18 protein-coding genes and 2 pseudogenes are annotated in these 20378 nt (G+C 61.9%); 8 read left to right on the forward strand and 12 right to left on the reverse strand.

Annotated features, from left to right (window positions below):
• Positions 1–3: 3 nt before the first annotated feature.
• The 3 genes from RlegSU303_RS30005 to RlegSU303_RS30015 are packed head-to-tail and all read right to left on the reverse strand — an operon-like array spanning position 4 to position 1382.
• Positions 4–729 (reverse strand): glutathione S-transferase, encoded by a 726-nt coding sequence (locus tag RlegSU303_RS30005; RefSeq protein WP_231284009.1) that lies wholly within the window; start codon positions 727–729, stop codon positions 4–6.
• A gap of 6 nt (positions 730–735) precedes the next feature.
• Positions 736–1026 (reverse strand): DUF3175 domain-containing protein, encoded by a 291-nt coding sequence (locus tag RlegSU303_RS30010; RefSeq protein WP_017957949.1) that lies wholly within the window; start codon positions 1024–1026, stop codon positions 736–738.
• 53 nt (positions 1027–1079) lie between these two features.
• Positions 1080–1382, reverse strand: coding sequence for a plasmid stabilization protein (locus RlegSU303_RS30015; RefSeq protein ID WP_094088388.1), 303 nt, complete (start codon positions 1380–1382; stop codon positions 1080–1082).
• A gap of 153 nt (positions 1383–1535) precedes the next feature.
• Between RlegSU303_RS30015 and RlegSU303_RS30020 the strand changes: the two genes are divergently transcribed.
• Positions 1536–1913, forward strand: a complete 378-nt coding sequence (locus RlegSU303_RS30020) for a hypothetical protein (protein ID WP_231284011.1) — start codon at positions 1536–1538, stop codon at positions 1911–1913.
• A gap of 34 nt (positions 1914–1947) precedes the next feature.
• On the opposite strand, the gene RlegSU303_RS30025 is transcribed toward RlegSU303_RS30020, so the two are convergent.
• The 5 genes and pseudogenes from RlegSU303_RS30025 to RlegSU303_RS30045 form a co-directional block, all read right to left on the reverse strand.
• Positions 1948–4671, reverse strand: a complete 2724-nt coding sequence (locus RlegSU303_RS30025; RefSeq protein ID WP_231284012.1) for a hybrid sensor histidine kinase/response regulator — start codon at positions 4669–4671, stop codon at positions 1948–1950.
• Positions 4672–4845: 174 nt separating this feature from the next.
• A complete protein-coding gene (locus RlegSU303_RS30030; RefSeq protein WP_165504590.1) occupies positions 4846–5019 on the reverse strand; it encodes a hypothetical protein in 174 nt (57 codons plus the stop codon).
• A 10-nt stretch (positions 5020–5029) separates the two neighbouring features.
• Positions 5030–5211 (reverse strand): annotated as a pseudogene (locus tag RlegSU303_RS30035) (hypothetical protein).
• A gap of 137 nt (positions 5212–5348) precedes the next feature.
• The gene (locus RlegSU303_RS30040) at positions 5349–5603 is read right to left on the reverse strand and encodes a DUF2934 domain-containing protein (RefSeq protein ID WP_026160325.1); all 255 of its coding nucleotides are present in this window, start codon (positions 5601–5603) and stop codon (positions 5349–5351) included.
• A 122-nt stretch (positions 5604–5725) separates the two neighbouring features.
• A complete protein-coding gene (locus tag RlegSU303_RS30045; RefSeq protein ID WP_131623150.1) occupies positions 5726–6388 on the reverse strand; it encodes a UdgX family uracil-DNA binding protein in 663 nt (220 codons plus the stop codon).
• Between the two features lie 168 nt (positions 6389–6556).
• On the opposite strand from RlegSU303_RS30045, the gene RlegSU303_RS30050 reads away from it, so the two are divergent.
• A complete protein-coding gene (locus RlegSU303_RS30050) occupies positions 6557–8020 on the forward strand; it encodes a phospholipase D-like domain-containing protein (RefSeq protein ID WP_222397769.1) in 1464 nt (487 codons plus the stop codon).
• Between the two features lie 95 nt (positions 8021–8115).
• Positions 8116–8931 (forward strand): endonuclease/exonuclease/phosphatase family protein, encoded by an 816-nt coding sequence (locus RlegSU303_RS30055; protein ID WP_131623152.1) that lies wholly within the window; start codon positions 8116–8118, stop codon positions 8929–8931.
• Positions 8932–9212: 281 nt separating this feature from the next.
• On the opposite strand, the pseudogene RlegSU303_RS30060 reads toward RlegSU303_RS30055, so the two are convergent.
• A pseudogene (locus RlegSU303_RS30060) lies at positions 9213–10188 on the reverse strand (nucleotidyltransferase and HEPN domain-containing protein).
• A 59-nt stretch (positions 10189–10247) separates the two neighbouring features.
• Positions 10248–10655 carry a WGR domain-containing protein gene (locus RlegSU303_RS30065; protein ID WP_131623156.1) on the reverse strand — a complete coding sequence of 136 codons (408 nt, stop codon included), beginning with the start codon at positions 10653–10655 and terminating at the stop codon, positions 10248–10250.
• 484 nt (positions 10656–11139) lie between these two features.
• On the opposite strand from RlegSU303_RS30065, the gene RlegSU303_RS30070 reads away from it, so the two are divergent.
• The 3 genes from RlegSU303_RS30070 (at position 11140) to RlegSU303_RS30080 (ending at position 12756) form a co-directional block, all read left to right on the forward strand.
• Entirely contained in the window at positions 11140–11463 is a 324-nt protein-coding gene (locus tag RlegSU303_RS30070) for a DUF736 domain-containing protein (RefSeq protein ID WP_131623158.1), read from the forward strand.
• A gap of 314 nt (positions 11464–11777) precedes the next feature.
• Positions 11778–11936 (forward strand): hypothetical protein, encoded by a 159-nt coding sequence (locus tag RlegSU303_RS30075; protein WP_165504591.1) that lies wholly within the window; start codon positions 11778–11780, stop codon positions 11934–11936.
• 316 nt (positions 11937–12252) lie between these two features.
• Entirely contained in the window at positions 12253–12756 is a 504-nt protein-coding gene (locus RlegSU303_RS30080) for a hypothetical protein (RefSeq protein ID WP_131623214.1), read from the forward strand.
• Between the two features lie 14 nt (positions 12757–12770).
• Here RlegSU303_RS30080 and RlegSU303_RS30085 read toward each other — a convergent pair whose 3' ends face one another.
• Complete coding sequence (locus tag RlegSU303_RS30085) at positions 12771–12995, reverse strand: hypothetical protein (protein ID WP_168276261.1); 225 nt, start codon at positions 12993–12995, stop codon at positions 12771–12773.
• Positions 12996–13314: 319 nt separating this feature from the next.
• On the opposite strand from RlegSU303_RS30085, the gene traA reads away from it, so the two are divergent.
• Together traA and RlegSU303_RS30095 are read left to right on the forward strand one after the other, a co-directional pair.
• A complete protein-coding gene (traA, locus tag RlegSU303_RS30090; RefSeq protein WP_231284014.1) occupies positions 13315–17952 on the forward strand; it encodes a Ti-type conjugative transfer relaxase TraA in 4638 nt (1545 codons plus the stop codon).
• 587 nt (positions 17953–18539) lie between these two features.
• Positions 18540–19430, forward strand: coding sequence for a LysR substrate-binding domain-containing protein (locus RlegSU303_RS30095; protein ID WP_131623164.1), 891 nt, complete (start codon positions 18540–18542; stop codon positions 19428–19430).
• Between the two features lie 35 nt (positions 19431–19465).
• On the opposite strand, the gene RlegSU303_RS30100 is transcribed toward RlegSU303_RS30095, so the two are convergent.
• Positions 19466–20371, reverse strand: a complete 906-nt coding sequence (locus tag RlegSU303_RS30100; protein ID WP_131623166.1) for a LysR family transcriptional regulator — start codon at positions 20369–20371, stop codon at positions 19466–19468.
• Positions 20372–20378: the final 7 nt, after the last annotated feature.

The raw sequence follows: 20378 nt of genomic DNA on the forward strand, positions 1-20378 counted from the left end.
CTCTTAATCCGCACCGTCGAGCTCTGGATAGTGCCTGAAAATCCCTTCCTCATTGAAGGCGAGGCGGCGGGGGGAGGCGAGATAACGGGCAATGTTTGGACGCTTAGCCACAGCATCATGCAGAACCAGCAGGGCGGGATATTCCGCCTTGCGGTTTGTCATGGCTCGCGGGAAGGCGTAGCTCAGGCCCTCGATCACCTGGAAGAGCGAGAGGTCGACATAGGTCAGCGCATCGCCGACCAGATGGTTGGGGCCTTTCGGGTTCTGCCGCAGCACACGCTCAAAATAACCGAGGAATTTCGGAATGCGGTCGCGGATGAAGGCCGCGGAGCGGGCTTTCGCTTCCTGCTTCTGATCCTCGTAAAAGAGCGACATGTCGATCGGGTGGTGCGTATCGTGCACTTCGGCGACGAAATCGGTTACGGTCAGCTGCAGGCCGTTGACGACATGGCGAAGGCCTTCATCCTTAGGCGCCAGGCCGAGCTTCGGGCCGAGATAAAACAGGATGTTGGCGACATGCGGGACAATGAGATCGCCGTCCTTCAGGAAGGGCGGCGCGAAGGGAATGTGCGGTTCGCTGTCGCTCTTCATGATGTCGAACATGGCGCCGGCACCGCGCCCGGGCTGGCGGGTGATGTCGATATAGTCGGCGCCGGCTTCTTCCAGCGCCAACCGCACGAATTCGCCGCGGCCTTGAATGCCGTCCCAATAATAAAGTTCGTATGCCATGAGCGCTCAATCCTTCGGTCGACGACCGAAGTCTTTTCGCAGTTCGTCCTTGGCCTTTTCAAGGGTGCCGCGCCGCTTTTTCGTCAGCTGGTCGCCGGCGCGGTTGATATAGAAGGTCAGCATCGACATGGCGGCGCGGAAGGGACTCGACTTGCGGCGATCGCTCTCCTCGGCGGAGTGCTTGACGGAGCGGGCAATCTTCTTCGGATCGTCCGATTTGAACACGCCTTCCTTCAGGTCCATCGCATCGCTGTGTTCGGTGACGTCCTGCGACCATTTCTTTTTCGATTTGGCCATGGGTTAAACTCCCTATGCGGCTGACGGAAAGCCTCCGCTTGCCGCATCAGTTGTTAATGGTGGCTGTGGTGTTCGTTGCGCTTGCGCGTCGCGGCGGCCTTCTTCGCGGAAGCGGACCGTTCCTCCTTCGAGCGTGCGGCGGATGCCGCGCCGCCCTTTTCGGAGGATTCATGCGTATCCTTCTTGCCGCGGCCGGAACCGGATTTGTTGCCGCCGCCGCTTTCCTTGTTGACGGTCGCCCAGGCGCGCCGTTCGGCTTCCTTCTCGGAGACGCCGCGATCCTCGTAGCCCTCCTCGATGTGCTCGGCCTTGCGCTTCTGCTTGTCGGTATAGTCGGATTTGTCACCTCTCGGCATCTCGGCCTCCTCTGGTTTGGAAAGGGACTGAACCGATCAGGAGCCCAAAAGTTCCGGCCGCGGTCGTGGTCCGCAAGGCCCGGATTCGGAACAAAAGCCGGTTTTATCAGGTTTCCGATGGGAAAGGCCTGCACAGAAGAAGGAGCCGAGAACATGGAAAAACACATCGTCAAAGCCGATGGAAACGGCGCGATCGACGTGAACGGCCAGGTATCGCCGGTCACCTATACCGTCGGCCTCAAGCAAGGGAAGGGACGTTCCTACGAGGTCGACATCCGCCTGATGGCGCCGCGTGACTGGCTGCTGCAGAGGGGCTTCGAGCGGGATGCCGTGCTGGTCAGTCAGAGCGGCGCGCGTATTCCCGTCTATCACGATGGCGGCAGCTATCACGACGATGGCAATTATCACGATAATGGCCGTTTCGGTCCTGCCGACACGGTCTCGATCGAACTGACGGCGCGCGACGACAGCTGCACCAGCGAAGTGGACCTGATGCGCAAATATCCCGAGTTCGACGGCGCCGACGCATAAAAGCAGAGGTGGCAGCAAAGAAAACAGAGAAACTCTAGGCGCCCGGCCGCTGCTGGACGGCGTTCTTGACCGCCTGGTCGAGCGCCGTGCTGCTGAAAGGTTTCGACAGCAGCACTGAACCGGGGAGACGGTTTGCATCCGGATCCGGCAGACTGCTGTGGCCGGTAGCAAAGACCAGGCCGACCGAAGGAAAGGCCTCGCGCGCCTTGGCGGCAAAGACCGGACCCGACATGCCGGGCAGGCTGACATCGGCGACGATGATGTCGACGATGGTGTGTCCGAGGATTTCCACGCCCCTTTCGCCGCTGTCAGCTTCGATCACGTCATAGCCGAGATCCTGCAGAATCTCGGCAGTATCCATGCGGATGAAGGCGTCGTCTTCCACGAGCAGCAGCTTCAGCTTTTCACGGGGGATCTCGGGATGTTCGTGAACGGTCACCGCGGCATCGCTCGCCCCTTGGCGGCGTTGCGTCCTGATAGTAAGCACGTGGCGGATCTTGCGGGCGAGTTCCTCGCGCGTATAGGGCTTGGAGAGCAGTTCGAGGCCAGGATCGAGCCGGCCGCCATGGACGATCGAATTTTCGGTATAGCCCGATGTGTAGAGCACAGCGATATCAGGCAGGCGCTCGCGCGCCATGCGCGCAAGCTCCGGGCTCCTCAATGGCCCGGGCATGACGACATCGGTAAAGAGCAGGTCGATATGGGCACCGCTTTCGATCACGGTGAGCGCGCTTTGCGCATCCTTGGCCTTCAACACGTAGTAGCCGAGATCCGACAGCATCTCGATGACGGTGGCGCGCACGCCCTCGTCGTCCTCGGCGACAAGAATGGTTTCCGTGCCCCCGGCGGCCGGTACGCTGTCGGCGGCCGCAACCCGATCCTCGCTTCGGAACGAGCGCGTCAGGTAGAGCTTGACGGTCGTGCCTTCGCCGATCTCGCTGTAGATCTTCACGTGGCCGCCGGATTGCTTGACGAAGCCGTAGACCATCGACAGGCCGAGACCGGTGCCCTTGCCTTCCGGTTTCGTCGAGAAGAAGGGCTCGAAGGCCTGCTCCATCACCTCCTGCGTCATACCGGCGCCGGTATCGGTCACGGCGAGCACCACATATTGGCCGGCGGTCACTTCAGGATGGATGCGGCTGTAGGAATCGTCGAGGAAGGCGTTGCCGACCTCGATCGTCAGCTTGCCGGCGCCATCCATCGCGTCGCGGGAGTTGATCGCAAGGTTGAGCAGTGCGTTCTCGATCTGGATCGGATCGGCGAAGGTGTTCCATAGACCGCCGGAGACCTTGGTCTCGACTTCGATCTCCTCGCCGAGTGCGCGGCGCAGCATGTCGTCCATGCCGTTGACGAGACGGCCGATGTTGATGACCTTCGGCTCCAGCGGCTGGCGGCGACCGAAGGCGAGCAACTGGCTTGCCAGCCGCGAGCCGCGTTCGACGGCGGCAAGCGCGTTGGAAATGCGTTCCTTGCCTCGGCCGCTATCTGCCACATCCTTGCCGAGAAGCTGCAGATTGCCTGAGATCACCTGCAGCAGATTGTTGAAGTCATGGGCAACGCCGCCGGTGAGCTTGCCGATTGATTCCATCTTCTGCGACTGCTGGAGCGCTGCTTCGGCCTGCTGGCGTTCGGCAATCTCGGCCGCAACGCGGACCTCGAGCATTTCATTGAGTTTCCGCAGCTGATCTTCCATGTGGCGGCGCTGGTCGATTTCGACTTTGGCGGCGCGGAAGAGCCGGATATTGTCGATCGCGACGGCCGATTGGCCGGCGAGGCTGACGAGGCTCGCCTCGGCCGCTTGGGAAAAACGGCCGGGCTGGCCGTGACCGAAGAACAAGCCGCCGATGACGCTGCCGTCGCGTGATTTCACCGGCACGGCAAGGTAGCTCCTGACCGGAAGATGCCCCTTCGGCATGCCTGCATGCGGCGCATTCTGCCCGTAGCGCGGGTCGAGCAGGATGTCGTCGGAGCGCACGATGCCTTCGCCGTTGAAGGTCGGTGCGAAGACCTTGGTATTGCGCGGCATCGGGAATTTCTCGAAGTTCTTCCGATCGACGCCGGCGAGCGCATAGAGCATGTAGCTGCCGCCCTCGCCATCATCGACATTGTAGAAGAAGGCGCCGAATTCCGCGCCGGTCAGCGTCACGCCGGCGTCGACGACAATCTGGGTGAGGCGCTCGACACTGGGCTCGGCGGTGATCGCCGCACCCGCCTGGTTGACGACCGCAAGCGCCTCCGATTTTGCGCGCAGTTCTTCCAGCGCGGTCTGTTCGCCGCGCTTGGCCGACACCTGGTCGCTGACATCAAGGGCCGCGCAGAGGATGCCGGCGACCTTGCCGTCCTCGTCGCGTAGCGGGGTGTAGGAGAAGGTGAACCAGGTGTCTTCGGTACGGCCGTCGCGGCGCATCGGGATGAGCAGCTCTTTGAAGAGCTGCGAACTGCCTTCCAGCGTGCTGGCGACGATCGGCGAGAACTGTTCCCAGATATCCGCCCAGACCTCGCGGAAGGGTCGTCCGAGGGCATCGGGATGCCGCTCCGGGAAAACAGGCACATAGGCGTCGTTGTAGAGAAAAGCGAGATCTGGACCCCAGGCGACGAATTTGGGCTGGCGGGAATTCAACACCATTTCGGCGATATGCTTGAGAGAGGCAGGCCAGCTTTCGACCGGACCGAGCCCGACGGCGTGGAAAGCCGGATGCCGTAACAATTCGCCGATTTCGCCGCCGCCTCTCGGCCAGCCGTTCCCGACGCTTCCCATTCAAGATCGCTTTCTTGTCGCAGCCGCGCCGGGGTGATCGGCCACCTCGGGGTTCAGCACTTCCAAACCGTCAACATAGAGGCTTGCGATGAGAGGGAAAGGGCGCGGTCGAAATATCCTTAACTGCCGGGTGTTCAACAGTTTTAGCAGTCTGCGGACGGCGCCTGCGGGCTGCTATTTTCGATAGAGTTTTTGCGATGCGGCAAAGGCGCGGCCGATATAGACGGAGACTAGCTGCACCGGCGCGCGCGGATCGCGAAAAACCAGTCCGACCAGATTGTCGACGACAAGGATGAACCCGAACGCGAGACCGAGGTAGAGCAGTGCGGCGATGATGAGGAGCGACATCTCCATCCCCTCACACTATCGCGGTCGAAAAGCGGCCGCTGGCTGCGAAAAGCGGGATTGAGAGGATTTCGATACGGCCGTCGTTCATAGCAACTTCCCCAGTTTCGCCATAAACAGCCATGGGATGCTCTTGTTCCCGGTTATCCGGGCAAGGCTCAATTTTTTTGGAAGCCTCAAAGCTTGCAGCGTCATCCGGCCTCTGTTCACCCCCGCATGGAAGCCCACCCCTGCAATTCAATATCGCACAACCAATTCAGGCATATGACAAAAAGGGATCAAGGGCGTCGAGACGACGCCCTTTTTAATCGAAATGCTCAGTATTCTAGCGTTCAGGACGCGGTCTTGCGGCTCGCGGTGCGCTTCGGCGCCGGCGTGACCACGCCATTCGTCTTGGCGCCCGTCGCAGTGCGCTTCGCCTTGGGCTTGAGCTCTTTGCCCTTGGAAGACGCAGCCGAGCCCTCGAGCGCTTCGCGCTCGTATCGTGCCTGTTCCCAATGGATGGACTCTCGCCCTGTCGGATAACCCTCTTCTTCCCAGAGGGTGTATGCACGTTTTTTTATCCACTCTTCCCGAGTTTCTGCCATCGCTGATCTCCAGTCACATGATGCCGTCGTTCGAACGCGATACTGCTTGGATGGTTCCAGAGGAGGGGAGCTCTTTCAAGCGAAATCGCGCCGCAACCGGAAATATTTGGCATCGCAGCATATTAGGGTTGAGAATCGGCGTTCACTGGGGACCGAAACTCCACCGCCTTGTGCAGATCTGAGACGAAATCCCGGCGCTGCCGGCGCTGCTCCGCCTCGTCGCGGATGCGCAAAAGATAGGAAGGGTGGATGGTGACCAGGACAGGCGGACGGTTTGCCGGATGCAGGATATGGCCGCGCTCCGGCGTCAGCTTCACCTTCGGACCGAGCAGCGCATAAAGCGCGCTTGCGCCGAGCGTCACGACGAGCTTCGGCTGCAGGATGTTGAGCTCGGCGCCGAGCCACCAGGCGCAACGTCTGATCTCGCCGGCATTCGGTTTTGCATGCAGCCGCCGTTTGCCGCGCGGCGTGAACTTGAAGTGCTTGACGGCATTGGTGACATAGCAGCGCCGGCGGTCGAGGCCAGCCTCTTCGAGGCAGCGATCGAGCAGCCGGCCGGCGGGACCGACAAAGGGCCTGCCGGTCAGATCCTCCTGATCGCCCGGCTGCTCGCCGACAAGGACGATCTCGGCTTTCAGAGAGCCTTCGCCGAAGACGATTTGCGTGGCATTCCTGTAGAGATCACAACGGGTGCAGCCTTCGGCCTGATGCCGGAGTTCGGCGATGCTGTCGGCATCCGCGACTTCGAGCGCGAGGGCCGGACCGACATTTGCGACGATGTTCATGATGGCGATCCTCAGTCTCCTCGGGATCAATCGACCAGCGCAGTGATTTGTTCCCTGCAGAAATCGCGCAGCGCCCGGCATACAAAATGATCACGGTGAAAAATTTCGCGTCATGGGAGAGCGACGGCGCGATTGAACGCCGCCGTTTCGCGGCTATATTCGCCAGCGATGTTCTATCTCCTGTCGACCTACTGGCCGCATATCCTCTTTGTCGTCTCGATCGCCATGGGGGCCGCGGCGGCGATCCATGCCGCCATGACCAAGGAGGAGGTGCGCGCCGCGATCGGCTGGGTCGGCGTCATCATTCTGTCTCCGATCATCGGCGCGGTGCTCTATGCGATTGCCGGCATCAACCGTATCCGCCGCAAGTCGCTAAGCGTCCGCCGTGACGCGCTGCTGCTTGCGGCCGAATTCGACGAGTTGGAGACCTTCGACGCCGAGGCCGAGACGGTGATCAGCCAGTTCGGTCGCCGCTTTGCGGCGCTGCAGACACTCGGCGACCGGGTAACGCGCAATCCGCTGACTTCAGGCAATACGATCGACATGCTGGAGACCGGCGACGAGGCCTATGCGGCGATGAAATCAAGCATCGACGAGGCGACGCGCAGCATCCTGCTCGAAACCTATATCTTCGACCGCGATGCGGTCGGCCTTCGCATCGCCGATGCGCTGATTGCGGCGGTCAGGCGTGGTGTGGAGGTCCGGGTGCTGATCGACGCGGTCGGCGCGCGTTATTCGGTGCCGAGCATTCTTGGCCATCTCCGTGAGAGCGGCGTCACCGTCGCCGTCTTCAACGGCAACGTCATCATGGGGCTGCGGCTGCCCTATGCCAATCTGCGCACCCACCGCAAGATCCTGATCGTCGATGGGAAAATCGCGCTGACGGGCGGAATGAACATCAGGGCGGGCTTCAGCGAGGAGGCGACGGGCGAGAGCTTTGCCCACGACACGCATTTCAGCGTCACCGGCCCTGTCGTGGCCGATCTTTTCGACCTCGCCGCCGAGGACTGGCGCTTCTCCACGCAGGAATTGTTGAACGACGAGCCCTGGCGCATCGAACCGCCGCAGCGCAGCCCCGGCGACCCCATCCTGATGCGCGTCGTCGCCTCCGGCCCGGACCGCAGCGTCGAGACCAACCACAAAATCCTGATGGGCGCCTTTTCCGTGGCGCGCCAATCGATCCGCATCATGTCGCCCTATTTCCTGCCGGACCGTGAACTCATCAGCGCCTTGGTGACGGCGGCGCGGCGCGGCGTCGAAGTCGATATCGTCGTGCCTGCTGCTAACAACCTCGTGCTGGTCGACCGGGCGATGACGGCGCAATTCGATCAGATCCTCAAGAACTACTGCCGCATCTGGCGCTCCACCGGCAGCTTCAGCCATTCGAAGCTGCTGACGATCGACGGCACCTGGGCCTATGTCGGCTCTTCCAATCTCGACCCGCGCTCGCTGCGGCTGAATTTCGAGGTCGATCTCGAAGTGCTGAACGAGGGTTTCGCCGCCGAGATCGACGAGCACATCGAAGAAACCCTGAAAACGGCAACGCCGGTGACGCTTGACGGGCTGCAGGCGCGACCCTTCGCGGTGCGGCTGCTCGAGAAGGTGCTGTGGCTGGGCTCTCCCTATCTCTGACGGATTTTTTGCATTCTGACATGGCAAGTTCCGTCCGGCTGCCTATACTGCCGAATGAGTAGCCCTTTTGATCAACGGAACAAGTGCGCCGCCCGATGCACGCCAGGAAAGACAGCCTTCCCGCCAGCATTCTCGCCTCGATCAGGAGCAGGAAAAAGCGGCTCGACGCGGCCTATACGGAGGCAAGGCCGCGCAGTGCGGGAACGCTGATCGCCTCCTATAACGTGCACAAATGCATCGGCACCGACCGCCGCTTCGATCCGGAGCGCACCAGCCGCGTCATCCACGAAATCGGCGCCGACGTGATCGCGCTGCAGGAGGCCGACACGCGCTTTGGCGAGCGCACCGGCATTCTCGATCTCGGGCGGCTGGAGCGGGAAACGGGTCTGATCGCGGTACCGGTTGCCGGCATGGCAAAGGCGCATGGCTGGCACGGCAATGTCGTGCTCTTCAAGAAGGGGCTGGTGCATGACGTGCATCAGGTCAAGCTGCCGGGGCTGGAGCCGCGCGGCGCGCTGGTTGCCGAGATCGAACTCGAGAAGGGCGGGGTGCTGCGCATCATCGCCGCGCATTTCGGGCTGCTGCGCCATAACAGAGCCCAGCAGGCCCGCATGCTGGTCGAACTCATCAACGACAGGCACGAGATGCCGACCATCCTGCTTGGCGACCTCAACGAATGGCGGCTCGGCGACCGTTCTTCGCTCAACACCTTGCAATCCGCCTTCGGACCGCTGCCGCCCGCCGTCCCGAGTTTCCCCGCCGGCCTGCCGCTTCTGGCGCTCGACCGGATTATCGCCAACCGCAAGGGGATCATTTCGGAGGTGGAAGCGCATGACACGCCGCTCGCACGTATCGCCTCCGACCACCTGCCGATCAAGGCGCTGATCGATCTGGAACCGGTGACCGGTTAGCTGGACAGAAAGTCGCCACCCTGGTTCCGCGAGACTGCACGGCTTGATACGCCCAAGCCTCGTTACCCTATTCAATCCTGCTTCGGCTGCTCGCTCCGAACGTCGCAAAAACGGATCCCAAGTTATGAGATTGAACTTCAGCCCCGATAGCGATCCTCCAGCGGAATTGCTCGCCGTCTGGTCGGCAACGATCTCGCACATGATCCACTCTCAGGGATCAAAGGCAACAGAGCGGCTCGGTATCCGATTGCAGGACCGGCGCGGCCCTTTTCGCGACCGCGCTACCCGCTGATCCGTTTAAGCCTCTCCAGGTGCTCGGAGCACACCGCCTTGACCACCTCAATGAGCAATGTGGTTTGCTCTACCAGCCAACGAAGAGCCTCTTCGGTGATATCAAAATGCTTCGAATAACGCGCCTTCACATAAGCCTCATTCAATGTGTTGAACCAGGCTCGCTCCCTGTGCTGATCACGTGGAAAGGCATCCGCCAGCCGGCGGTCCTGCTCCTCGGCAAGTGAGCGCAGAAACTTGATGTTATGCGATGGTGGACCGTAGTTGGTAAGGGTAAGGAGGACGCAGGAATAGGCTTGCTCGAGCGATTGGTGCAAGCTGAATGCGGCCCAATTTCTCCAGGCGTCTCCGGTCCTTTCCGATTTGCTGAGCTGAAATCTGGCCGTCTCAAGTATGGTCGTGGCTTCGGCGAACCTTTGATCAAAATGCTCCTTCGCCAACCGCAGCCGATCCTCCTTCGAAAGCGGTGCGGGCTCAGCCAGCGGTTCGTCGTCGAGTTCATAGAGGACGATGCCTTCCTTCCTGATGTCGGAGAAGAAATACTGCCCTTCCTTCAGGTAGGTGTTCACCTCTCGTCTGGAGTGAACGATGAAGCTTACCGGCGTTTCAATCGACTTGTCGTGGATCAGCCGGCCGGCGGCCTTGTGCCAATACTCGGCAAACTCGCAGAGCTTGCGGTTGTTGACGATAATTAGGAGATCGAAATCGGAGCGATACCCCTTCATTGTGAAGGGCTCATCGACCCATCCACCCTTGGCATAGGAGCCGAACAGGATGATTTTCAAGATCCTGCCGCGCTTCTTGAAATCGGCCGTACCCTCTTTCAAAGCGTCCTCGAATTCCTCGTGGAGGATTTCGAGCCCGGCCGAGTTCTCGCTGCTTGCGAAGCGGCATGTGTTCAAGCGACGATTTCATGAGCAATCGATAGGCGAAAGATCCTGCACCGTCCAGCCGCAGTTTTCGCATTGTACGACCCCAGGTTCGCGTCGGAATGCGTGCACTTGGTTCACCCTTCCGACGCGACCTTAACGTTCGCTAAGGCACTGTAGCTGTCCCGACGTGCTCCTAGGGAACTCCCAGGCCACTGGGCGCATATAGACCGCATAGGGCTCTATTCCGCCGGCGTCGCCGGCTCCGCGAAACTCTGCTGCGCCTTGCGGCGTGACGATCCTTTGCGTGGCGCATGCTGTACTCTCGTGCCGATATCCACGGCGCAATTTGCGACCGGCCATGCGCTCATGGGCAGCGGCTGCCTCTCCTGGCGTATCGAAGAGCTCTACCTTCTGCTGCCCCATGGTGCCGATCCGGCCCCAATTGCGCACGAGAGAGCTGCCTCCGAACAATGTCGGCTGGATCGACAAGTGATAGAAGCGTGCCATGTTCAGCGCGGGGTCGATCCGGTAAAGCAGCGTGATCTTGGCTTTTGCATCCATGACCGGATCCTGCAGTGCTCACCATCAGGCTGTCCAACGACATTCCTGAATCGGTGACTGCGGATCGATTCATGTCCGTGATGCATCTGCCGGTGGACGGCGTCTTCAACTGCATCGCAGTGTTCGCGGCGGCAGGTGACGATGTGGAGGGCTCGCCATGTGGACACGGCGACTGTCGCGCTAGGTAGCTTGCCGGCTGTCAGGAACTTGCAGAGAGCATTTTCATCCGGATCGTATCGGACCATCAGGAGTAGCCGCTTGGCTTCCGGCATTGGGGCCGCAACCGAGTGGCCATGGTATTGTCTCCCACCGGCTGCGGTTCAGGACCATTCCCGTTCTCCATGTCGCCTTTCTAAGGGGCCGGCCGCCATCAGCGTCAACCCGCAAGGGGTTCCCCTGCGCTGCGCTGCGGTGACGCCTGCGGCTCGGCCCCTTCTTCGGGCGCCATCGGGAATGGTCCCGAGCAACCGAAGGAGACAATACCATGGCCACCACGATCGCAACCCTGACGCAGAAGGCCGACGGCAGCCTCGAAGGCATCTTCGCCACCATCCGGGTCAACGCCCCGATCGCCATCGTCCCGAACGCCAACAAGGCGAGCGAGGAAGCTCCCGACTACCGCATCATCCACCGCAAGACCGGCTTCGAGATCGGCGCGGGCTGGAACCGCGTCGCCCGCCTGACCGGCGAGGAATATCTCTCGGTGAAGCTGGAGGCTCCGGAGATCGGCGTGATCTTCGGCAACCTCGCACAAGCCCCCGGCGGCGAGCCGAACCGCAAGGTTATCCTCTGGAACAACCCGAACTGAACGACGAGCAACCGGCCCCGAGCGATCGGGGCCGGCTTCCGCGATGAAACACTGAGGCGGCCGGCTTTGCCCGCCGCCAGTTTTCTGGTGCCAAACGAAACGTGGATTGTCTGCTCAGATCACCAAGTCTGCCGCGAGGACCGTGCCGCCTCAAGGTCGCGCGGCCCCTCCAATTTTGCCTCCGCTGCGATGCTCTTCGCTCCGGCAAAATCGGCACCTCCGCGCGCCGGCTCCGCCGGTCGCTGACGCGAACCTTGACCCGACCCGATCCTCACGACCGCCGGTTCATCTTTCACGTCAACAAGGAGACGACGATGACGAACGAAAACGCCTTCAACATCGAATGCACCATCGAGGAACTGCGCGTTGAAGCCAGAGAGGCACCGACCGTCGAGGAGCGTTGCCGCATCGAGGCGGAGCTGGAAACCGCGCGCGCCGAACTTGCAAAACAAGCCGGGGAGGAATTGCCGTGAGGCAGCTCTTTCCTCACTGAGCACCGAGGTAGCCAAGCCGGATCGACCGGCCCGTCTGCCTGTGAGGGTTCTCCTCGACACTCCCCGCCGGCTGACGCCGGAAACGGTCGCGCCCCCTTGGGGCCGCGGGTCTCTTCTCTCTCTGAAGTCCTATTCTACTCCAGCAAATCCGGCGTCAAGGACGGCGCGGTCTCCCCCAATTTTGCCGCAAGCGACAAAATCGGTTCCCCCGCTTGCGAGCCGCGTTCCGCGGTTCTTGACCCCTCTTTGCCACGGAGTGGCCGATCTCCGTCATCAAGATGAAGGAGATCACATTATGACAACCGATCAGAACCTCATGCTCTACGCCAAGCTTGGCGGTTTTCGGCTCGTCGTCCTCGCAAACCGCTTCGGCTGCGACAGCGGTTTCTCGCAAGATCTTCATGATCGCCTGATTGAGGGGCTCGACGCGGCAATCGCTCGGATCCAGATGATGATGGCATTGGAACGAAGTGTTCTTACCGGAGAGGATGAACTCGCCGAATATCAGCTGCAGGGCGAGAACGAGATTTTCGGGCGCTTCACCATCAATTTGCTGGATGATCTCGAGATTGATTTCGACACACATGAGTACCGCATCAACGGCGGTGGCTGGATCAACGCTTTGGCGTCGGATGACAGCGGGGCCGGGGTCCAGTTTCCGACATTGGTTGGATTGACCGACGAGGAATTCGGTTCACTGGTGTCGATAATTATGGGCATCACGCAGGAAACCGGAATTCCGGTTGACGCCGCCCGTGTCGTCTATGGCCGAGGAGCAGTAGAGGACGAGCTGCCATAAGCAACTCCCCACTCCTAGCGCTTCGCGGCCAGACCGCATGCGCCGGCGTGCTTGACTGTCGATTTGCCGATCCCGTTGTCGTCTTGCGCGCGGGTGAGGTTAGACTCACGCAAAACGATCAGCATCTCCCTGCGCCGGACGTAGATTGCCCGTGCGATGCGGACCGGGCTGTGACCCTGCGTGATGATCTGCTCGACCCGTGTCATCGACTGCGGACCAATCAGCAGTCGGTGCTGCAAGCTGATGCTCTCGCTTTCCCGCCTTCTCGCGTTCGATCGTTAGAATTACCCAGCTGAGATGGCGCGCGAAGCCTCACCCCGACCGTGGAAGACCTCACTATCCCAGTTGTTCACTTTGTGATGAGGGATCTCCGGCGATTATACTAGCTAGAAATAGCTAGTTAAATAGGCTATTTTGTACCAGCCCCAAACCGTTGCGGACGGAATTTCGGCCGACGTCGGTCTTTCGGAAAAGCGGTATCGGCCCTCCGGTCCGATTGGTTTGAGGGCGCAATATACGTCGCTGTCGCGACGTGCTCGGATGGGGTTGGATAAGGCAGTGGCGATCATGTTCGTCAGAGCGCAGGTGATCAGCAGAGGGGCGGGGCGCAGCATCGTCTCGGCCGCCGCCTATCGCCATCGCGCCCGGATGATGGACGAGCAGGCCGGCACGTCCTTCAGTTACAGGGGCGGCGCTTCCGAACTCGTTCACGAGGAACTGACCCTGCCGGACGAGACGCCGACCTGGCTGCGGAGGGCGATCGACGGTCGTTCGGTTGCCGGCACTAGCGAAGTGCTGTGGAATGCCGTCGATGTTTTCGAGAAACGGGCGGACGCGCAGCTGGCGCGTGAGCTGATCATCGCCTTGCCGGAGGAACTGACGCGGGCCGAGAATATCGCGCTGGTGCGCGAGTTCGTCCGCGACAATCTCACGTCCAAGGGCATGGTCGCGGACTGGGTCTATCACGACAAGGACGGCAATCCGCACATCCATCTGATGACGACGCTAAGACCGCTGACGCAGGAGGGGTTTGGACGCAAGAAGGTGGCGGTCACCGGTGAAGACGGCGCGCCGTTGCGCGTCGTCACGCCGGACCGCCCAAAGGGCAGGATCGTCTACAAGCTCTGGGCCGGCGACAAGGAGACCATGAAGACATGGAAGGTCGCCTGGGCGGAGACGGCCAACCGGCATCTGGCGCTTGCCGGCCACGAGATCCGGCTCGATGGCCGCTCCTATGCCGAGCAGGGTCTCGATGGCATCGCGCAAAAACATCTCGGGCCGGAGAAGGCAGCCCTTTCCCGCAGGGGTGCCGAGATGTACTTCGCGCCGGCCGACCTTGCCCGGCGGCAGGAGATGGCGGACCGGTTGCTCGCCGATCCTGAGCTTCTGCTAAAGCAGCTCGGCAACGAACGCTCCACCTTCGATGAGCGCGATATCGCCAAGGCGCTGCACCGCACCGTCGACGATCCCGCCGACTTCGCCAATATCCGAGCGCGGCTGATGGCATCGGACGATCTCATCATGCTGAAGCCGCAGCAGGTCGATGCCGAAACGGGCAAGGCAGCGGAACCCGCTGTCTTCACCACGCGCGAGATCCTTCGCATCGAATATGACATGTCGCGGTCCGCGCGGGTTTTATCGGAACGTCGCGGATTTGCGGTTTCCCATCGCGTGGTTGCGGCCGCGATCGAAAGTGTCGAAACAGCTGACCCGGAAAAGTCCTTCCGCCTCGATCCGGAGCAGGTGGACGCCGTCCATCATGTTACCGGCGACAGCGGCATTGCGGCCGTGGTCGGTCTTGCCGGCGCCGGCAAGTCGACACTGCTCGCCGCGGCACGCGTCGCTTGGGAAAGCGAAGGCCGCCGGGTGATCGGCGCGGCCCTTGCGGGGAAGGCCGCCGAAGGACTGGAAGACAGTTCCGGCATCAGGTCGCGGACGCTCGCCTCCTGGGAACTCATCTGGGCCAATGGACACGAGACGCTCCATCGTGGTGATGTGGTGGTTGTCGACGAGGCCGGCATGGTGTCGTCGCAGCAGATGGCGCGCGTGCTGAAGCTCGTGGAACAAGCAGGGGCGAAAGTCGTGCTGGTCGGCGATGCGATGCAGCTTCAGCCGATCCAGGCGGGTGCGGCGTTCCGGGCGATCACCGAGCGCATCGGTTTTGCCGAACTTGCCGGCGTGCGCCGCCAGCGCGAAGACTGGGCGCGCGAGGCATCTCGGCTTTTTGCGCGCGGCGAGATCGAGAAAGGTCTCGACGCCTATGCGCAACAGGGTCATCTTGTCGAGGCGGCGACGCGCGACGAAATCATCGATCGGATCGTCGCCGATTGGAGCGAAGCGCGCAAACTGGCAATCGAGACGTCGGTCCTCGAAGGCAATGACGGTCGCCTTCGCGGCGACGAACTGCTTGTGCTTGCCCATACCAATGCCGACGTGAAGCGCCTGAACGAAGCACTGCGATCGGTGATGATAGGTGAGGGGGCGCTCGGTGAGGGTCGCTCTTTCCGGGCCGAACGCGGCGCGCGAGAATTCGCCGCCGGCGATCGCATCATCTTCCTGGAGAATGCTCGCTTCCTCGAGCCACGTGCTCCCCGTCTCGGTCCGCAATATGTCAAGAACGGCATGCTCGGGACGGTCGTATCCACCGGCGACAAACGGGGCGAGGTTTTGCTTTCGGTCCGTCTCGACAATGGCCGTGACGTCGTCATCAGTGAGGACAGCTATCGCAATGTCGATCATGGCTACGCCGCGACCATCCACAAATCACAAGGTGCCACCGTCGAGCGAACCTTCGTACTCGCCACCGGCATGATGGACCAGCATCTGACCTATGTGTCGATGACCCGGCATCGCGACCGCGCCGATCTCTATGCCGCGAAGGAAGATTTTGAAGCGAGGCCGGAATGGGGACGAAAGCCGCGTGTCGATCATGCCGCTGGCGTGACCGGCGAGCTCGTCGAAACAGGACAAGCCAAGTTCCGGCCGAATGATCAGGACGCCGACGACAGTCCTTATGCCGACGTGAAGACGGACGACGGAAGCGTCCATCGTCTCTGGGGTGTGAGCTTGCCGAAGGCGCTCGAAGAAGGTGGGGTCTCAGAGGGCGACACCGTCACCCTGCGCAAGGACGGTGTCGAGAAGGTCAAGGTTCAGGTTCCGATCGTCGATGAACAAACCGGCCAGAAGCGGTTCGAGGAAAGAGAAGTCGACCGCAATGTCTGGACCGCCAAGCGCATCGAAACCGCCGAAGCTCGCCTGGAACGCATCGAGCAGGAAAGCCATCGGCCGGACCTGTTCAAGCAGCTCGTCGAACGTCTGTCGCGCGCCGGTGCCAAGACGACGACACTCGATTTTGAAAGCGAGGCCGGCTACCAGGCCCATGCCGACGACTTCGCCCGGCGTCGTGGGCTCGACACTCTTTCTCGAGCTGCCGCCGGCATGGAAGAGGAGGTCTCGCGGCGGTGGGCGTGGATTGCGGAAAAGAGAGAGCAGGTGGCTGAGCTCTGGGAGCGGGCCAGCATGGCGCTCGGTTTTGCGATCGAGCGGGAGCGGCGCGTCTCCTACAATGAGGAACGAATTGAAACGCAACCTGTCTCGGATGCAGATGCTGGCCGTGCGCGGCATCTGATCCCATCCACCACGGTCTTTGCCAGGAGCGTCGACGAGGACGCGCGGCTGGCTCAGCTTGCGTCGCCGACCTGGAAAGAGCGGGAAGCCATCCTGCGGCCGCTGCTGGAGAAGATCTATCGTGACCCGGATGCGGCGCTGTCAGCGCTGAACGCGCTTTCATCGGATACAAGCATCGAACCGCGCAAGCTTGCCGAGGATCTTGCCGCTGCACCGGATCGGCTCGGCCGCCTGCGCGGTTCCGATCTCATCGTCGACGGTCGTGCGGCACGCGACGAACGAAATGCCGCGATCACCGCCTTGACGGAACTGCTGCCGCTCGCCCGCGCCCGTGCGACGGAGTTCCGAAGAAACGCCGAACGCTTCGATCTCCGTGAGCAACAGCGCCGCGCTCACATGTCCCTGCCGATCCCGGCTCTCTCGAAGGCGGCGATGGCACGTCTTGCGGAGATCGAGGCGGTGCGAGAGCGGGGTGGTGACGACGCCTACAAGACCGCCTTCGCGCTTGCCACAGAAGACCGCTCGCTCGTGCAGGAAGTGAAGGCGGCTAGCGATGCGCTGAGCGCCCGCTTCGGTTGGAGCGCCTTCACAGTAAAGGCCGATGCGGTTGCCGAACGCAACATGGTCGAGCGTATGCCGGAAGACCTCACGAGCACCAGACGCGAGAAGCTGGCCCGGCTGTTTGAGGCCGTGAAGCGCTTTGCCGAGGAGCAGCATCTTGTCGAGCGGCGGGATCGTTCGAAGATCGTCGCGGCGGCCAGTGCCGATCAGGGGGTGGAGACAGACAAGGAGAATGCCGCCGTGCTGCCCATGCTTGCCGCCGTCACCGAGTTCAAGACCCCTGTCGACGAGGAGGCGAGGTCTCGCGCTCTGGCCACACCGCTGTATCGCCAGCAGCGCGCCGCCCTGGCGGCCGTGGCATCAACGATCTGGCGCGATCCGGCCGGCGCCGTCGGCAAGATCGAAGAGCTGCTCCAGAAAGGTTTTGCTGCCGAGCGCATCGCCGCCGCGGTGACCAACGATCCGGCTGCCTACGGTGCGTTGCGCGGTTCCGATCGCCTGAAGGACCGGATGCTGGCCGCCGGCCGGGAGCGCAAAGAGGCTGTGCAGGCCGTGCCTGAAGCCGCCGCCCGTCTGCGCGCGCTCGGTTCAGCCTACGTCAATGTGCTCGATGCAACACGGCAGGCTGTTGCCGAAGAGCGACGGCGCATGGCAGTCGCCATTCCCGGCCTGTCGAAGGCGGCGGAAGAGGCGCTCAGGCGCCTGACCGCTGAGGTGAAGAACAACGGTCGCAAGCGGAATGCAACGGCCGTTTCTCTCGATCCAATTATTCGCCAGGAATTTGCCGCTGTCAGCAGGGCGCTCGACGAGCGCTTCGGTCGTAGTGCCGTCATTGGCGGCGAAAAGGATCTCATCAACCGTGTGCCACAAGCACAGCACCGCGTCTTCGAAGCGATGCAGGACAGGCTGAAGGTCCTGCAGCAGACCGTCCGCAGGGAAAGCAGCGAGCAGATCATCTCGGAGCGGCGCCAGCGGGCTGTCAGCCGTGGGCATGGCGTTGGTCTCTGAAGACCAGCCGAGGAGGGGCTCCATAAGCTTAGTCGTGTTTATTTTTACCTGTTCGTCACGAATCCGACACAGGTCGTAAGCCTCGACCGCAGTGAGATTGCGTCGCGTTTTCAGAAGGCCTTCGCTCCTGAGCTACGAGCCGAGGTTGTCTGATTGATGAGCAGATCTGCAAGCGCCGCGGCGAATGGCTTGATCTGAGTCGCAGCGTCGGCGGGATGCAGCTCAGTTGCTCATTTCCGTTCAGTCTGAAGCCTGTATCGTTGAAGTGTCAGTACCCTCAGAACATCGATATCGCAGGAGACGACTGAGAAGGACCGGGCGGTCGATCGTCCCGGGCCGTATGGACCGGCCTTCCAATTTGGAGTCGGTGCCTGGCTGATGTCATGGCGAATGCGGATGCCGGCGCCTTTATTCCCTCGCCTAGTCTTTCACTCGGCATGGCTGAAACGTCACCAGCCGGATGACGTTCAATATGGTCTCGAATATCCGCTTGCGCATCGATATCTCTCCTTCGCGATCATATGCGGCTTCTTGCCTTGCGCCTTCAAACGAGCTTATCGTCGACCTCGAATGACTTGAGGTTATGGATGAAGCGCGGACGCCTGCCATTGACGGCCTTGCGGAGTTTCGAGGTCGCCGGTCGTCTCGAGAGCTTCACGCTGGCAGCGCAGGAGCTGTTCATCTCGCAGGCGGCGGTCAGCCGGCAGATCCGCGAGCTGGAGACGTTGCTGGGCGAAGCGCTCTTCGAGCGCCGCCATCGGGGCGTCCATCTGACCGCCTCGGGCAACAGGCTGCTGGCGATCCTGACGTTATCCTTCGACCGGATCGACGAATGCCTGGAAGAAATCCGCAGCCGGCCGGCGACGGCAGCGGTGACGATCAGCGTGGAACCTTCCTTCGCGGCGTGCTGGCTCGTTCCCCGCCTGCCGGAGTTTCGCGAACGCCATCCCGAGATTGACGTGACGATCGACGCCGATTCACGCCTGATCGAGTTCCGGGGCGGGCAGGCCGAGATCGCCATCCGCCACAGCGCCAGCGTGACCGCCTGGCCGAGGACGGAGAGCGGGCATCTCGCCGATGTCAGGATGGTGCCGGTCGCCGCACCCGCGCTGCTCAAGGCAGGGCCTGCGATCGACCGCCCGGAAGACATGCTCCGTCATACGCTGTTGCATGAGGAGACCCGCGACGTGTGGTTCCGCTGGTTCGAGACAGCAGGCATCACCATGCCGGAAACCGCGCGGGGGCCGGTCTATGCCGATGGCGGGCTGGTGATGCAGGCAGTCCTGCGCGGGCAGGGCATAGCGCTGATGGACGATATCTTCGCCGAGGAAGAGATCAGGGCGGGCCGATTGCTTCGCCTGTCCGATCTTGCCGTTGCCCACGGCGCCTACTGGCTGGTCGCGCGCAGCTTTGAGCGGCTCGCCCCGCCCGCCTCACTCTTTGTTCGTTGGATCAGCTCCCGGATCGAAACATTCTGACGGCGGCCGGTATCGGCAAGACTCGGCCAAGAGGCCTATCGACCGTGACGCTCGACCTCGGTCAGCACCGTGATGAAGGCCCGCAAACCCTGCGGCACATGACGGTGGCCGGGATAATAGAGACAGAGGCCCGGAATGGCGGGACACCAGTCGTCCAGCACCGTGACGAGCGCGCCGCTTTCGAGAAAAGGCCGGGCCGTGCGATCCGAAACATAGGCGATGCCGAGCCCTTTTGCCGCCGCCTGCGCCATCAGCTCGACGTGGTCGAGCGTCAGCACGCCCGGAACGTCGACGGCAAGCTCGTGGCCGTGTTTTTCGAACTCCCAGCGAAAGAGCTTGCCGCTTGGCAGCCGGAAGCGGATGCAGGCATGGGTCTTTAATTCGTCCGGTGTCTGTGGCGCCGGATGCGCTGCGAGATAGGCCGGCGAAGCGACGGAGACAAAGCGGGTATCGCCGCCGAATTCCACCGCGATCATGTCGAGCGGCACCGCCTCGCGAAGCCTTATGCCGGCATCGAAACCGTCGGCAACGACATCGACGAGCCGATTGTCGGTGACGAGATCGAGCGACATATCGGGATAGCGGGTGAGAAAGGTCGGGACGGCGGCATCGAGCAGCACCCGCGCAGCGATCTCGCTGGTATTGATCCGCAACGTGCCGCTGGGATGACCACGGAATTCGTTGACCTCCTCGAGCGCCAGATCGAAATCCCTGAACAGTGGCGTCAGACGGGTGACGAGGCGCTCGCCGGCTTCCGTCGCCGCGACGCTGCGGGTTGTCCGGTTGAGAAGCCGAATGCCCATATTGGCTTCGAGCGAACGCATCATATGACTGAGCGTCGAAGGCGACAGACCCAACTCATCGGCGGCCTTGCGGAAGCTGCGATGGGTGACGATGGCAGACAAGGCTCTGAGATCCGCAAGGGTCGGCCTGTAATTCATGGCTAAA

This window comes from Rhizobium sp. SU303, assembly GCF_021052345.1.
In the GTDB taxonomy this organism is placed as follows: domain Bacteria; phylum Pseudomonadota; class Alphaproteobacteria; order Rhizobiales; family Rhizobiaceae; genus Rhizobium; species Rhizobium laguerreae.